Below are 15,266 nucleotides of genomic sequence, written 5' to 3' on the forward strand. Positions count from 1 at the left end.
CATTTCGCTCTGGCGGAATTCGGATAGGAGCATGCCCATCTGCCCGGACACCAGGACACTGGGCAGCCAGAGCCCGCTGATCCGGGTGGAGGCCTGGTTCATGGCGGCCATGCGGTTGCGGGCGAACAGGCCGAGGCAGACCAGTGTCAGGGTGATGATGGCGAAGCCTGTGGCCGCGCGGTAAGCGATGGATCGCTGGCGAAGGAACATGCGGTCTTCTCCGGTCCGGGGCGATTGGGTGGTGCTCGACCCTTTAGCGGAGCGGAACGGCTGTTCTTGATCGGGAAAGGCGGGTTTCGGAAGTTGCTACAAGGTGTTGGGAAGGGGGTGTAGGTGGCCCACAAACGACAACGCCCGTATCCAAAGATACGGGCGCTGCAGGTACCACTCGGGCCGGATCAGCCGTTGAAGCGCTTCAGTACCAGGGTGGCGTTGGTGCCGCCGAAGCCGAAGCTGTTCGACATGACGGTGTCGATCTTGGCGTTTTCGCGGGTCTCGCGCAGGATCGGCAGGTCGGCCACTTCCGGGTCCAGCTCGTCGATGTTGGCCGAGCCGGCCATGAAGTTGCCTTCCATCATCAACAGGCAGTAGATGGTTTCCTGCACGCCGGCGGCGCCCAGGGAGTGGCCGGACAGGCTCTTGGTGGAGCTGATGGCCGGGGCCTTGTCGCCGAACACGGCGCGTACGCCACGGATTTCGGCCACGTCACCCACCGGGGTGGAGGTGCCGTGGGTGTTCAGGTAGTCGATCGGAGTATCGACGGTGGACAGCGCCTGCTGCATGCAGCGGATGGCGCCTTCGCCGCTCGGGGCGACCATGTCATAGCCGTCGGAAGTGGCGCCGTAGCCGACGATTTCGGCGTAGATCTTGGCGCCGCGCTTGAGCGCGTGCTCCAGCTCCTCGACCACCACCATGCCGCCGCCACCGGCGATGACGAAACCGTCACGCTTGGCGTCGTAGGCGCGGGAGGCGCGTTCGGGGGTGTCGTTGTACTGGGTGGAGAGGGCGCCCATGGCGTCGAACAGGCAGCTCTGGCTCCAGTGTTCTTCTTCACCGCCGCCGGCGAAGACCATGTCCTGCTTGCCCAGCTGGATCTGTTCCATGGCCTGGCCGATGCAATGCGCGCTGGTGGCGCAGGCCGAGGAGATGGAGAAGTTCACGCCCTTGATCTGGAAGGGGGTGGCCAGGCAGGCGGAAACGGTGCTGCCCATGGTGCGGGTCACGCGGTATGGGCCGATGCGCTTGACGCCCTTTTCGCGCAGGGTGTCGATGGCTTCCATCTGGTTGACGGTGGAAGCACCGCCGGAGCCGGCGATCAGGCCCACGCGCGGGTTGGAGATCTGCTCGGCGCTCAGGCCGGCGTCTTCGATGGCCTGCTGCATCGCCAGGTAGGCGTAGGCAGCGGCATCGCCCATGAAGCGGAAGAGCTTGCGATCGATCAGCTCTTCCAGGTTCAGGTTGACGGAGCCGGACACCTGGCTACGCAGACCCATTTCCGCATAGGAGGGGTTGTGGCGGATACCGGCCTTGCCGGCGCGCAGGTTGGCGGAAACAGTGGCTTTGTCATTGCCCAGGCAGGAGACGATGCCCAGGCCAGTGATCACGACGCGACGCATGCGGATGTCCTTCAGAAGCTGTCGGTAGAGGTGAACAGGCCTACGCGCAGGCCTTCGGCGCTGTAGATCTCGCGGCCGTCGACGGCCACGGTACCATCGGCGATGCCGAGGATCAGCGAACGATTAATAGTGCGCTTGATATGGATGTTGTAGGTGATCTTTTTCGCGGTCGGCAGGACCTGGCCGAAGAATTTCACTTCGCCGGAGCCCAGGGCGCGGCCACGGCCGGGGTTGCCTTGCCAGCCGAGGTAGAAGCCGACCAGCTGCCACATGGCGTCGAGGCCGAGGCAGCCGGGCATGACCGGGTCGCCCTCGAAGTGGCAGGCGAAGAACCACAGGTCCGGGTTGATATCGAGCTCGGCGACGATTTCGCCTTTGCCGTACTTCCCGCCGGTTTCGCTGATATGCACGATGCGATCGATCATCAGCATGTTGGGGGCGGGCAGTTGCGCATTACCAGGGCCGAACAGCTCGCCGCGACTGCAGCGCAGCAGGTCTTCCCGGGTATAGGCGTTTTGTGTGGTCATGCGAGCTCCTCAATGGTCCCCGTGCGGCACAGGGCTTTGCATTCATCCTTCTGCCGCGCGCGTTATGGGCGTCTATCGGCAGACTAGTCATAGACTATTGCGTTGCGGTGAAAGTCACAGCGTGACGAGCACAGTCGTTCACTCGAGAGACGGGTACCATCCGCAAGGGGCGTGCCAAGGGGCACCCCACTCGCAAAGCGTGGTGCACTTTACCATTCCTGGACACTCGACGAATGTCTGGAAACGCCTCCAAGCGATCAGTCCGACGGCTTGCTCAGCCAGCGCTGCATCACCCGTAGCAGGTCGGCGCGCTTGAATGGCTTGGCCAGGTAGTCGTTCATGCCCGCGGCCAGGCAGGCTTCGCGGTCGCCCTGCAAGGCGTTGGCGGTGAGGGCGATAATCGGCACCACGACACCGCCGTTCATCTGGCGAATCTGGCGTGTGGCCTCGTAGCCGTCCAGCACCGGCAGGCGGCAGTCCATCAGGATGGCCGCGTAGTGGTGGCGGGAGGCCTCGTGCACCGCCTGGGCGCCATCGCCCACCAGGCTGACCTGGTAGCCGAGGCTGCGCAGCATGGCTTCGATCACGGTCTGGTTGACCGGGTTGTCCTCCACCAGCAGCACCTGCTGGCCGCTGCCCCCGCTGTTGCTCTGCTCCAGGCCGCAGGCGACTTCCACATCCTGGGTACGGAATGGCAGGGGGATCTCCAGGGTGAAGACCGAGCCGGAGCCTTCGTGGCTCTCGGCCCGCAGAGTGCCGCCCATGCGTTCGGCCAGGGTTCGGGCGATCGGCAGGCCGAGGCCGGTGCCGCCATAGCGGCGGGAAATCGAGTGATCGGCCTGCTGGAAGGCGTCGAACATGTGCTCCAGGCGGTCCGGCGGGATGCCGATGCCGCTGTCGTGCACCGCGCAGGTCAGCCAGAGCACTTCGTCGTCCAGGGCCTGCCAGCGGGTTACCACCCGGATACCGCCTTCTTCGGTGAATTTCAGGGCATTGCCCACCAGGTTGACCAGAATCTGCCGCAGCCGCGTTGGGTCGCCCTGCACCTCGACCCGCTCCAGGCCCTCCTGGGTGTCCAGGGTCAGGGCCAGGCCGCGCTGCTGGGCGCTGGGCTGGAACACATGCACCGAGCCGAGGATCAGCTCCAGCAGGTTGAATGGAATGCGCTCGAGCTCCAGGGCGCCGCGCTCGATACGGGAGAAGTCGAGGATGTCGTTGATCACCTTCAGCAAGTGCTCGGTGGATTCCGTGGCGAGGGCGGCGTACTCCGTCTGTTCCTCGGTCATCTCGGTGGTTTCCAGCAGTTGCAGCATGCCCAGCACGCCATTCATGGGTGTCCGCAACTCGTGGCTCATCATCGCCAGGAAGTCGGATTTGGCGCGGTTGGCCATTTCCGCTTCCTCGCGGGCCTTGATCAGTTGGTCCATGGCCTGTTGCTGTTCGTGGCTGGCCTGCTGCAAGCCGCTGGCGAGGTTGTTGATGTGGCGGCTCAGGTCGCCCAGTTCGCTGTCGTCCACCACCGGCAGGCTGGCGCGGTAATCGCCGGCCTGGATGGCCTTGACCGCCTCGCCCATGGCGCTGATGGGCTGCGACAGGCGGGTGGCCAGGCGGCGGGCGAGGAGGAAGGTGAAGAACAGGGCGATCAGGGCCAGCACCGTCGCCTTGAAGAGGATTTCCTGCTGGCGGTTGCTGAAGGCGTCGTTGGACATGCCCACCACGACCCGGCCCAGGTAGTTGCGGTCGCCGTTGCGGCCATCGTCGCCGGCCTGGGTCCGCCGTGCCTGCAGGTGCATCTGCTGCTGGACGATGGGAGCGTGGAACACCTCCACCTGGGCGCCGCTCTTCTCCAGGCTTTCGTGCTGCTCCAGATAGACCAGGATATTGTCGGCCCGGTCGCGGACTTCGAGGAAACGCACGTGGGGCGTGCCCAGACTGGCCTGCAGCAGGCCTTCCAGCACTTCCAGGTTGCTGGTGACGACGCCGTACTCCGCCGCCGGGGCGAGCTGGTTGGCGATCAACTGGCCGGTGTGGTTCAACTCCTGGCGCAGGTCCTGCAACCGCGCGAAGGTGAAGAAGCCCGTCAGCAGCAGGGTCAGCAGCAATGCCGGGCCGAGGCTGATCAACTGGGTGCGGGTATGGATGTCCCAGCGCTGACTCAGGGTCATCGGCGCGGCTCTCCTGCGCCAGACGGACGGGAATGGCCCCGATGCGGCTGTAACCGGAATGTCAGGAAAGGGTGGGATACGGGGCGCATCATCCTTTGGCCTCTTTGCGGGGTCGTCCGTGGGGACAGAGCTATGCTGGAACTTTAGTCTCGTTACGCCCCGAAGCTGGGGGAAATTTCGTTGAGTGGAGCTCGCCCGCAGGCGGAAAGGGCACCTGAAGGCCCGCCGCGGGTCAAATTCGAGGCATCTTAACCGAGGCTCGCGGCTTTTCCAGCGCAAAGGCTCTGGATTGAGGCTGGCTGGCCGGCAACGCCTCCGTATAATGCGCGCACTCGCCCTCCCAATGGCCTACATGGACCCGTTATGACTGAACAGCAACCCATCGCGGTGCTAGGCGGCGGCAGCTTCGGCACCGCCATCGCCAACCTGCTGGCCGAGAACGGCCAGCGCGTGCGCCAGTGGATGCGCGACCCGGAGCAGGCCGAGGCGATCCGTACCCTGCGGGAGAACCCCCGTTACCTCAAGGGCGTGAAGATCCTTCCCGGGGTCGAGCCGGACACCGACCTGCCCGCCGTCCTGGCCGACTGCGAACTGGTCTTCGTCGCCGTGCCCTCCAGTGCCCTGCGCAAAGTGCTGGAGCCAGTGGCCGGGCAATTGACCGGCAAGTTCCTGGTCAGCACCACCAAGGGCATCGAGGCGCAGAGCTTCAAGCTGATGAGCCAGATTCTCGAGGAGGTGGCCCCGGATGCGCGCATCGGTGTGATTTCCGGCCCCAACCTGGCCAAGGAGATCGCCGATCACGCCCTGACCGCAACCGTAGTCGCCAGCGAAGACGCCGAACTCTGCAAGCGTGTCCAGGAAGCGCTGCACGGCCGCACCTTCCGCGTCTATGCCAGCCAGGACCGCTTCGGCGTCGAACTGGGTGGGGCGCTGAAGAACGTCTACGCCATCATGTCCGGCATGGCTGCCGCCCTGGACATGGGCGAGAACACCAAGAGCATGCTGATCACCCGCGCCCTGGCGGAAATGACCCGTTTTGCCGTCAAGCTCGGCGCCAATCCCATGACATTCCTCGGCCTGGCGGGGGTGGGCGACCTGATCGTCACCTGCTCTTCGCCCAAGAGCCGCAATTTCCAGGTGGGTTTTGCCCTGGGCGAAGGCCTCAGCCTGGAAGACGCCGTGGCGCGCCTGGGCGAAGTGGCCGAAGGCGTCAATACCCTCAAGGTGCTCAAGACCCGCGCCGAAGAGCTGCAGGTCTACATGCCGCTGGTCGCGGGCCTGCATGCCATACTTTTCGAGGGACGTACGCTGGCCCAGGTAATCGAAGCGCTGATGCGCGCCGAGCCCAAGACCGACGTAGACTTCATTCCAACCACCGGCTTCTGAGCCATCGTTCGTTCGAGCAAGGAGATTTCCCATGAGTGAAGCGCCTGACGACCTGCAGCGTGAGCACATCCTGCTGCGCGTCCTGTGGATGCTGATCTTCGTCATCGTCTGGCAACTGGCCGAGATCGTCCTGGGCGCCGTGGTCCTGCTGCAGCTTGGCTACCGCGCCTTCTACGGCGCGCCCAACGCCGGCCTGCTGGCCTTCGGCGACAGCCTCAGCCAGTACCTGGCGCAGATCGGCCGCTTCGGCACCTTCAATACCGAAGAAAAGCCCTGGCCGTTCGCCGACTGGCCCGAAGCCCGCGCCCCGCAGGGTGAGGCGCCTCACGAAGTGCCCCCGGCCTCCCATCCGGTGCGGGACGAAGAGCCCAAGCTGTGAGGCTCTGGCTGCTGCGCCACGGCGAGGCCGAGGCCCGCGCTCGCACAGACGCCGAGCGCGAGCTGACCCGTCACGGTCGCAAGGAAGTGCTGCACAGTGCCGCCCAACTGGCCGGAAGGCCGTTGGGGGCGATACTCGCCAGCCCTTACGTGCGTGCGCAGCAGACCGCCGAGCTGGTTCGCGAGGCCCTGGGATTTGCCGGCGCCATCGGTACCGCGCCTTGGCTGACGCCCGACAGCGACCCGCGCGAGGCGCTGAACTTCCTCGCCGAACGCAGCGAGCAGGACCTCCTGCTGGTCACCCACAACCCCTTCGTCAGCGAGCTGGCGGGCCTGCTGCTGCACGGCCATCGGCAGGAGCCGCTGTCCATGAGCACCGCCAGCCTGGCTGAGCTGGAGGGCGACCTGCTGATCCCCGGCCTGATGTCCCTGCGCTCCCTGCACCACGTTCGCCATCACTGACAGAACGCAACATTTCTTAACTTGCGCCCCCTCCAGGTGCGTGGAATAGTCGGCCGAGCAAGTGCTTGGTTGTCCCCACAAAAAGAACAAAATGGAGGAGGCCCTGTGGCTGATGCAGTCCGTTTGCCGCTTGAAATGTTCTTCGAGCGCGAAGCCCGTCACCCGAATAAGCGCTATCTGGTCCAGCCCCTCGGCGGCGGCCAGGTCCAGGAACTCACCTGGTCCGATGTGGGCGAGCAGGCCCGCCGGGCCGCCAGCTGGCTACGAGGCCGCGACCTGCCCCAAGGCAGCCGGATCGCCATCATTTCCAAGAACTGCGCCCACTGGATCATCGCCGACCTGGCGATCTGGATGGCCGGCCACGTCTCGGTTCCCCTCTATCCCAACCTCACTGCCGACTCGACACGCCAGGTGCTGGAACATTCCGAATCCGCCCTGGCCTTCATCGGAAAGCTGGACGACTGGCCCGCCATGGCCGGCGGCGTACCCCAGGGCGTGGCCACCATAGCCCTGCCGATCCACCCCGAGGGCGAGTTCGACTACGGCTGGGCCGACCTGCAGGCCAGCAGCCCGATCCGCGATACCCCAAAGGGTGTTCCCGACCAGCTCGCCACCATCATCTACACCTCCGGCACCACCGGCACGCCCAAGGGCGTGATGCACAACTTCAGCAACTTCGCCTTCGCCGCCGACCACGGGGTCCACCTGTTCGGCACCGGCGAGGATGACCGCCTGCTTTCCTACTTGCCCCTGTGCCATGTGGCCGAACGCATGTTTGTCGAGATGGCGTCCATCTACGCGGGGCAGACGGTGTTCTTCGCCGAAAGCCTGGAGACCTTCCTCGACGACTTGCGCCGTGCCCGACCCACTGCCATTTTCGGCGTACCGCGGATCTGGACCAAGTTCCAGATGGGCGTCTACGCCAAGATGCCGGCGCAGAAGCTCGACCGCCTGCTCAGACTGCCCATCATCGGCCGCATGGTCGGGCGCAAAGTGCTCGCCGGTCTCGGCCTGGACGCCGTGCGCTACGCCCTCTGCGGCGCTGCACCGGTACCCGGGGCCCTGCTGGACTGGTACAAGCGCCTCGGCCTGGACGTGCTGGAGGTCTATGGCATGACCGAGAACTGCGGCTACTCTCACGTCTGCCGCAGTGGCATGCAGAAACCCGGCTGGATCGGCCAGAACAGTCCCGGCGTGGAAGTGCGCATCAGCCAAGAGGGCGAAGTGCTGGTGCGCAGCGGCGCCACAATGCAGGGCTACTACAAGGACCCGGAGAAGACCGCCGAGACCATCACCACCGACGGCTACCTGCGCACCGGCGACAAGGGCGAGCAGGATGCCGAAGGCAACCTGCGCCTGACCGGGCGCATCAAGGAAATCTTCAAGACCAGCAAGGGCAAGTACGTGGCCCCGGCGCCGATCGAGAATCGCCTGGCGGTGCATCCGCGCATCGAGCAGGTCTGCGTGGTCGGCGACGGCCTGCCGCAGCCCATGGCGCTCTGCGTGCTGTCCGAGGTGGGCCGGCAGGAAGCGGCCAACAGCGCCCGCTCCGAACTGGAGGTCAGCCTGCGCAGCCTGCTGGAAGAGGTCAACGGCGACCTCGACAAGCACGAGCGCCTGCAAGGGCTGGTGCTGGTCAAGGAGGTCTGGGCGGTGGACAACGGCTTCCTCACCCCCACGCTGAAGATCAAGCGCAACATGGTCGAAGACGCCTACGGCAAGCGCTTCCCCGAATGGTTGGAACGCCGCGAAGCGGTGGTCTGGCACGAATGAACCAGCCAGGCCGGGACGCCCGTCCCGGCCCCATCAAGGAGTGACTCATGGGCCTGTGGCTACAAAACCCCGATCTTGCGCAGCTCAACGAATCCCTGAAGAACACCATCGGCGAAGGCCTGGACATCCGCTTCGAAGCCTTCGATGACGAGTCCCTGACCGCCAGCATGGTGGTCGACGCGCGAACCCATCAACCCTATGGCCTGCTGCACGGCGGCGCCTCGGTGGTGCTGGCGGAAACCCTGGGGTCCACCGCCAGCTACCTGTGTATCGACAGCAGCCGCTTCTATTGTGTCGGCCTGGAAGTCAACGCCAACCACCTGCGTGGACTGCGCAGCGGCCGCGTCACCGCCGTTGCCCGCCCGGTGCATCTGGGCCGCACCACCCATGTCTGGGACATCCGCCTCTCTGGCGAGGATGGCAAGCCCAGCTGCATCTCGCGCCTGACCATGGCCATCGTGCCCCTGGGCGCCGAGCCGCCGCGCCGGTGATTTGCCTGCAGACGCGATATCGAGCGCAGCGAAGCCAAACATTCTCCGTTCGGCCAACCCTCGTTGGGCTTCGCGTAGCTCTGCCCAACCTACATTTGCTTCGTCGCCGTTCGAACCCCCGCAATTTTGTCCAAGAACCCCGGCCCGCCACGGAGTAAAGTGGCGCCCATGGACCAGACCAACCACATCCCCAGCTGCCTGCCCGGCGTCCGCCTGATCGATGCCGAGTACCAGCGCTTCAGCTTCCCCCGGCACTTCCACCTGGAGTACCACCTGGGGCTGCTGGTGCGTGGTCGGCAGCGTTACCAGCATCAGGGTGAAAGCCATCAGGCCGATACCGGGGACGTGTTGCTGATGGCGCCCGAGCAGATTCACGACGGCGCCGGCATCGACGGGCAGGGTTACCAGATCCGTGTGCTGGCCTTCGACCCCACATGGCTGGACGAGGCCAGCCGCAGCCTCAGCGATGGCCGCCAGGGCGCGCCGCGCCTGACCACCAGCATCCTCCGCGACGCCACCCTGCGTGGCCAGTTGCAGAGGCTGCACGCTGCGCTGGCCCAGGGGTCGCGGCTGGAGCAGGAGAGCCAGCTCTGGCCGACCCTGGCCAACCTGCTGGAACAGGGCTCCAGCCTGCGGGTGCACGAGCCCGGGCAGGGCTTCGATGGGCGAACCTGGAGGCGCCTGCGGGAATGGCTGGAATCGCGACTCGATTCACCGCCCTCGCTGGAGGAACTGGCCGCTTTCTGCGACCTCAGCCCCTGGCAGGCACTGCGGCGCTTCAATCGCCAGTGTGGGTTGCCACCCCACCAGTGGCTCACCCTGCTACGCCTGGAGCGGTCCCTGCCACGGGTACTGCGTGGCGAGAGCCTGAGCGAAGTGGCGCTGGACCTGGGCTTCTACGACCAGGCGCACTTCTCGCGGCTGTTCCGCCGCACCTACGGCGTGCCACCGGCGCGACTGCGAAGCCGCTGATTCGCCACTGACACCGGATTCCCTCGATCCTGGAGTACTTCCCATGCAGGAGACTTCCGTCTTGCTGTCGCTGGCGGCCGTGTTCGCCGCCGCCCTGGTCAGCCCTGGCCCCGATGTCGCGCTGGTGGTACGCACCGCGGTGCACCAGGGCCGCCGCGCCGGCCTGCTCAGCGCCCTGGGCCTGGCCTGCGGCATCCTTGTCCACGGCACCCTGGTGCTTACTGGCGTAGCGCTGTTGCTGAGCCGCTCGCCGCTGCTGTTCGACCTGTTGCAACTGCTTGGCGCGAGCTACCTCGGCTGGCTCGGCGTCGGCGCGGTGCGAGCCTGGTTCCGGCGCGGGGAGGGCGTGAACGGACGCCTGGACAGCGCACTGCCGCCATCGCTGCTGGGGCCCTGGTTGCGCGGCCTGGCCACCAACCTGTTCAACCCCAAGGCGCTGGTGTTCTTCCTCGCGCTGCTGTCGGGACTGGTCCCGGCGGACATGTCCGTCGCCGGCAAGCTCGGTGCCGCCGCCATCCTCTTCGGCATGGGCCTGGCCTGGTTCAGCCTGCTGGGACTCGCGCTCACCCGTGACAACGCCCAGCAACGCCTGCTGCGTATCGCGCCGGCCATCGACCTCGCCTGCGGCCTGGTGTTCCTGCTGGTGGCCCTGGGGCTGGTCGGGCGGCTGCTGGCACCTGATTTTTGGCAATAGCGCCATCATCACTGGCGGTTACAGTCATTGCCCTGCTCGCGGGGCTGCCGGAAAATCCCGGCATTCCCCGACGAGCTGGACGCCATGTCGCACACCATCTTCTTCGCCCACGCCAACGGTTTCCCTTCGGCCACCTACGGCAAGCTGTTCGCCGCCCTGGCACCGGACTTCCGCGTCGAGCACCTGGAGCAGCACGGCCATGACCCGCGCTTCCCGGTCAACGACAACTGGGAAAACCTGGTGGACGAACTCATCCATCACCTGGAACAGCGCGGCGAGCCGGTCTGGGGCCTGGGCCACTCCCTCGGCGGCGTGCTGCACTACCACGCCGCCCTGCGCCGGCCGGACCTCTATCGCGGCGTTGTGATGCTGGATTCGCCGGTGCTGACCCTGGCCGATCGCATCGTCATCCGCGCCGCCAAGCGCTTCGGCTTCATCGACCGCATCACTCCGGCCGGGCGCACCCTGGGCCGGCGCGAGGAGTTCGGTGACTCGAATGAGGCGCGCGACTACTTCGCCGGCAAGGCGCTGTTCCGCCGCTTCGACCCGGAATGCCTGGATGCCTACGTGCAGCATGGCCTGGCCCGCCAGGGCGAGAGCCTGCGGCTGAAGTTCGACGCCGCCACCGAGATCAGCATCTACCGCAACGTGCCGCACCGCATCCCGGGTCGCCCGCAGCAGCTCGAGGTGCCCCTGGCCCTGGTGCGCGGTCGCCACAGCCGGGTAGTGCTGCCGCACCATGCGCGGCTGCTGAGGCGGGTGCCGCGCGGGGAATACCTGTCGCTGCCCGGCGGTCACATGTTTCCCCTGGAGCGCCCGCAGGAAACCGCCGAACTGATCAGATCCGTATTCGGCCGCTGGGACGGCCGCCACCAGGAGGCCAATGCATGACTGCCCAGGTCGAAGAAATTCGCTTCAACCTGCCCCATATCGAACTGGCCGCGCACCTGTATGGCCCGGAAGACGGCCAGCGCGTGATCGCCCTGCATGGCTGGCTCGACAACGCCAACAGCTTCGCCCGCCTGGCCCCGCGCCTGCCGGGATTGCGCATCGTCGCGCTGGACTTCGCCGGTCACGGCCTCTCGGCCCATCGCGCGCCAGGAGCCAGTTACCTGCTCTGGGACTATGTGGCGGACGTCCTGCTGGTGGCCGAACAACTGGGCTGGGAGCGCTTCTCGCTGCTCGGCCACTCCATGGGCGCCATCGTCTCGGTGATGCTCGCCGCGGCCATGCCGGAGCGGATCGAGCGCCTTGCGCTGATCGACGGCCTGATGCCCTACACCGGCGAAGCCGAGCAGGCACCGGCCAAGCTCGGAGAAGCCTTGCGCGCGCAATTGGCGCTGCCGGGCAAGCGCAAGCCGGTCTACTTGGCCATCGACCGTGCCGTGGAGGCACGCATGAAAGGTGTTGGCGCGGTCAGTCGCGAGGCCGCCGAACTGCTCGCCCAGCGCGGCCTGATGCCGGTGCCCGGCGGCTACACCTGGCGCACCGACAGCCGCCTGACCCTGCCGTCGCCCCTGCGCCTGACTCGTGCCCACGCCCTGGCCTTTGCCCAGGCGCTGAAATGCCCGGCCATGCTGGTGCTGGCGGAGCAGGGCCTGCTGCATGTCGAGCCCAAGTTCGCCGGACTGGTGGAGGGACTGCCAATCCAGCTTCGCCGCCTGCCCGGCAAACACCACCTGCACCTGGACGACGAGGCCGGTGCCCAGGCCGTAGCAGACTGTTTCAATCCCCTGTTCACCCTTCCTTGACTTGCGCCGGCCTTCTGCGGAGGCTGGCGGCTTTTGGTCAAGGAGAAGCAGGATGATCGACCTCGACAGGACTGCGCAGCGCAACCTGGCCCGCGGCGGCTGGCAGGAAAAAGCCGGCAAGCTGGGCCAGACTCCTCAATCCATGAGGATTCGATAAGGATGCGCATGCGCCTCTCCCTCCTTGCCGGTCTGTTGCTGGCCGCATCCGCGCAGGCCGCGGACCTGCCCGACAGCCACGACCTGGCGGCTTTGCCGCGCGTCCCCCATGCCGAGATCACCGATTTCAGCGAGTCCCCCGATCAGGAGCGGGTCTACCCGCAGAGCTCGATCCGCCGCATCAGCAACCGCTTGCGCATGGAGCGCCAGGTGGAAGCGGAAGGCCGGCAGACCTCGGTGACCTACCGCCTGCCCGCCGGCCACAGTTCGGGCGACGCCTTCGACCGCGCCCGCAAGGACTTGCTGGCAGGCGGCGCCGAGCTGCTCTACTGGTGCCAGGGCCGCGATTGCGGTTCGAGCAGCCTCTGGGCCAACGCCATCTTCGGCAATTCCAAGCTATTCGGTCCGGATGAGCAGCAGGCCTACATGCTGGTGCGCCTGGCCGAGCCGCAGCAGGACAGCCTGCTGGCCCTCTACAGCATCACCCGTGGCAATCGCCGCGCCTACCTGCATGCCGAGCAGCTGGACGCCACTGCGCCCCTCGGCGAGTTGCTACCGACCCCCGACACCCTGATGCGCGAACTGAAGAGCAGCGGCGAGCTGCACCTGGCACGTCTGCCCGCCGAGCCTACGGACGCCTGGGCGACCCTGCTTGGGCGTTGCCTCAACCTCGACAGCACCCTGCGCATCAGCCTGGCCGGTGCCGGAGCCGAGGCGTGGCGCGAAGCGCTGGTGGGGCAGGGCGTGCGCGCTGCACGCCTGGAACTCGGCGACGGCAAGGAGCCGGGCCTGCACCTGAACCTTCTGCGCTGAGAAACAGTCAGCATCAGTCTCTATGCTTGTGCCTGCCGCATGCGCGTTGCATGACGGCAGGCGTCGCCTTTTCCTTCTGTTCGCCGGAGTGATCCTGGGATGCTCAACAACGACCGATTACTGGTGCAGATCCTCCTGCTGGCCTTGCTCGGCGCCAGCCTGTGGGTGCTCGCGCCCTTTGTCTCGGCGCTGTTCTGGGCCGCTGTGCTGGCCTTCGCCAGCTGGCCGCTGATGCGCCTCTTGAGCAACGCCCTGCACGGGCGCGAATCCGCCGCCGCCGCATTGCTCACCGCCGGCTGGATGCTGCTGGTGGCGTTACCGCTGGTGTGGCTGGTGAGCAACCTCGCCGAGCATGTGCGCGATGCCACTGAGTTGGTGAAGAGCGTGCAGATGGATGGCCTGCCGCCACCGCCGGACTGGTTGGGGCAGTTGCCGCTGGTGGGCGAGCGTCTGGTGCGCGCCTGGCATTCGGTCGATGCCCAGGGCGCGGCCTTCTTCGCCAGCCTCAAGCCCTACATGGGCCAGGCCGGCAACTGGATCCTGGCGCGCAGCGCGCAGCTCGGTGGTGGTCTGGTGGAACTGGTGCTGAGCCTGGTGCTGGTGTTCTTCTTCTACCGCGACGGCCCGCGCATGGCGCTATTCGTCGAACGCGGCCTCGAACGGCTGATCGGCGACCGCGCCGAGCACTACCTGGAGCTGGTGGCCGGCACGGTGCAGCGGGTGGTCAACGGCGTGATCGGCACCGCCGCCGCCCAGGCCGTGCTGGCGCTGATCGGCTTCTGGATTGCTGGGGTGCCGGGCGCCCTGGTGCTGGGCATCGTCACCTTCGCCCTCAGCCTCATTCCCATGGGCCCGCCGCTGGTCTGGGTGCCGGCAACCGCCTGGCTGGCCTGGCACGGCGACTACGGCTACGCGGTGTTCCTCGGTATCTGGGGCATGTTCATCATCAGCGGCGTGGACAACGTGCTGAAGCCCTACCTCATCAGCCGCGGCGGCAACCTGCCGCTGGTGGTGGTGCTGCTCGGCGTGTTCGGCGGCATCCTCGCCTTCGGCTTCATGGGCCTGTTTCTCGGCCCCACGCTGCTGGCGGTGGCCTACAGTCTGATCTCCGACTGGATCGGGCAGCCATCGCAGGTGGTGGTGCCGCCGGAGGTGGCGAAGGAGCGGCAGTCGTCCTGAGGCATGGGGCGGCCTGCCTTTCACTGCCAGGCCATCAACTGCGCGCCGTGATGATCGACAAGCAGCCTTGTATCGTCGCTTAGCAAAGCGGCCGCTTTCGACCGAAGCCGTCATTCGAGGAGGGCAGATTTCTACTCGAAGCACAGCTTGAGCATCGGGTGGAAAGGGAGGCCGGGCACATGAGATGGCCCGTCAAGCTAGCCGATCGCCTTGGCCATTTCAGTGGTGGCTGCCCAGCCCAACCCGTCATACACCGGCTGGCCGGCCTGAGTCGCGTGCAGCACGGCAAAGCTCAATCCGCGCTGCACAAACTCGGCTTCCGCCAACTTCATCAGGGCCGAAGCCAGCCCCCGGCGCCGATAGGCCGGTTCGACGAAAACATTCAGTACATAGCCGCGCTGGTCCAGGTTCGGATGGGCCGGATGAGGAGGCCAGTCGATAGTCATGAGGCCTATCGCCGCCACAGGCTGTCCATCGTCCATCAATGCAAACCCGTAGTAGCGGCCATCGACCAGACGCCGATGCAACCAAGGCCGGAAGTGCTCGGTCATCACCCGCAACTCCGCTGGAACGCCTCCGGCCTCGAGGAACATGGTTTCGCGATGGACACAAATCATCTGAAGGTCATTCAGCTCCAGCCGACGTGCCTTCAAACCTGAAAAGTCGATTTCACCGAGCATCTCTTTCATCGCATGGACCAATACGGAGTGGTCGATGCTAGGGCGGGGGCATGGTGAGTGAAAGGCGCAGATCGAAAGGAAATTCTCCATACAGCGATCGCTCTCAGACCCGAGATACCAGCATCAGCTGGAAGGTGCAGTGCGAATGCCCGTTTCTGGCCGGAAGCGCAAATTGAGCAGTGACGGTGGTATGACGCGATATTCGCCAGCTGCGCTGACGGCC

The 15,266-nt window shown here is 66.1% G+C and carries 15 protein-coding genes; 11 read left to right on the forward strand and 4 right to left on the reverse strand.

The window, feature by feature from the left end; genetic code table 11:
- Positions 1 to 398: 398 nt before the first annotated feature.
- From fabB to E8F12_RS12995, 3 genes are all read right to left on the reverse strand, one after another.
- A complete protein-coding gene (gene fabB, locus E8F12_RS12985; RefSeq protein WP_280325655.1) occupies positions 399 to 1,616 on the reverse strand; it encodes a beta-ketoacyl-ACP synthase I in 1,218 nt (405 codons plus the stop codon).
- An 11-nt stretch (positions 1,617 to 1,627) separates the two neighbouring features.
- A complete protein-coding gene (gene fabA, locus E8F12_RS12990; protein ID WP_280325657.1) occupies positions 1,628 to 2,143 on the reverse strand; it encodes a 3-hydroxyacyl-[acyl-carrier-protein] dehydratase FabA in 516 nt (171 codons plus the stop codon).
- 257 nt (positions 2,144 to 2,400) lie between these two features.
- On the reverse strand, positions 2,401 to 4,302 hold the full coding sequence (locus E8F12_RS12995) for an ATP-binding protein (RefSeq protein WP_280325674.1): 1,902 nt from the start codon (positions 4,300 to 4,302) through the stop codon (positions 2,401 to 2,403).
- A gap of 369 nt (positions 4,303 to 4,671) precedes the next feature.
- On the opposite strand from E8F12_RS12995, the gene E8F12_RS13000 reads away from it, so the two are divergent.
- The 11 genes from E8F12_RS13000 (at position 4,672) to E8F12_RS13050 (ending at position 14,363) form a co-directional block, all read left to right on the forward strand.
- Positions 4,672 to 5,694, forward strand: a complete 1,023-nt coding sequence (locus E8F12_RS13000; RefSeq protein WP_280325658.1) for an NAD(P)H-dependent glycerol-3-phosphate dehydrogenase — start codon at positions 4,672 to 4,674, stop codon at positions 5,692 to 5,694.
- A gap of 31 nt (positions 5,695 to 5,725) precedes the next feature.
- Positions 5,726 to 6,073, forward strand: coding sequence for a DUF4389 domain-containing protein (locus E8F12_RS13005; RefSeq protein WP_280325659.1), 348 nt, complete (start codon positions 5,726 to 5,728; stop codon positions 6,071 to 6,073).
- Complete coding sequence (gene sixA, locus E8F12_RS13010; RefSeq protein ID WP_280325661.1) at positions 6,070 to 6,534, forward strand: phosphohistidine phosphatase SixA; 465 nt, start codon at positions 6,070 to 6,072, stop codon at positions 6,532 to 6,534. The genes E8F12_RS13005 and sixA overlap by 4 nt, the downstream gene beginning before the upstream one ends.
- A 105-nt stretch (positions 6,535 to 6,639) precedes the next feature.
- The gene (locus tag E8F12_RS13015) at positions 6,640 to 8,307 is read left to right on the forward strand and encodes an AMP-binding protein (RefSeq protein ID WP_280325662.1); all 1,668 of its coding nucleotides are present in this window, start codon (positions 6,640 to 6,642) and stop codon (positions 8,305 to 8,307) included.
- Positions 8,308 to 8,354: 47 nt separating this feature from the next.
- Complete coding sequence (locus E8F12_RS13020) at positions 8,355 to 8,798, forward strand: hotdog fold thioesterase (protein WP_280325663.1); 444 nt, start codon at positions 8,355 to 8,357, stop codon at positions 8,796 to 8,798.
- 168 nt (positions 8,799 to 8,966) lie between these two features.
- A complete protein-coding gene (locus E8F12_RS13025) occupies positions 8,967 to 9,770 on the forward strand; it encodes an AraC family transcriptional regulator (protein WP_280325664.1) in 804 nt (267 codons plus the stop codon).
- A gap of 43 nt (positions 9,771 to 9,813) precedes the next feature.
- Complete coding sequence (locus E8F12_RS13030; RefSeq protein WP_280325665.1) at positions 9,814 to 10,464, forward strand: LysE family translocator; 651 nt, start codon at positions 9,814 to 9,816, stop codon at positions 10,462 to 10,464.
- Between the two features lie 84 nt (positions 10,465 to 10,548).
- Entirely contained in the window at positions 10,549 to 11,355 is an 807-nt protein-coding gene (locus E8F12_RS13035; RefSeq protein WP_280325667.1) for an alpha/beta hydrolase, read from the forward strand.
- Complete coding sequence (locus E8F12_RS13040) at positions 11,352 to 12,215, forward strand: alpha/beta fold hydrolase (RefSeq protein WP_280325668.1); 864 nt, start codon at positions 11,352 to 11,354, stop codon at positions 12,213 to 12,215. The genes E8F12_RS13035 and E8F12_RS13040 overlap by 4 nt, the downstream gene beginning before the upstream one ends.
- A gap of 159 nt (positions 12,216 to 12,374) precedes the next feature.
- Positions 12,375 to 13,184, forward strand: a complete 810-nt coding sequence (locus E8F12_RS13045; RefSeq protein ID WP_280325669.1) for a DUF4892 domain-containing protein — start codon at positions 12,375 to 12,377, stop codon at positions 13,182 to 13,184.
- A 99-nt stretch (positions 13,185 to 13,283) separates the two neighbouring features.
- Positions 13,284 to 14,363, forward strand: a complete 1,080-nt coding sequence (locus tag E8F12_RS13050) for an AI-2E family transporter (protein WP_280325670.1) — start codon at positions 13,284 to 13,286, stop codon at positions 14,361 to 14,363.
- 197 nt (positions 14,364 to 14,560) lie between these two features.
- On the opposite strand, the gene E8F12_RS13055 is transcribed toward E8F12_RS13050, so the two are convergent.
- Positions 14,561 to 15,052 (reverse strand): GNAT family N-acetyltransferase, encoded by a 492-nt coding sequence (locus E8F12_RS13055; protein ID WP_280325671.1) that lies wholly within the window; start codon positions 15,050 to 15,052, stop codon positions 14,561 to 14,563.
- Positions 15,053 to 15,266 lie beyond the last annotated feature (214 nt).

This window comes from Pseudomonas sp. BN102, from assembly GCF_029871245.1.
GTDB lineage: Bacteria > Pseudomonadota > Gammaproteobacteria > Pseudomonadales > Pseudomonadaceae > Metapseudomonas.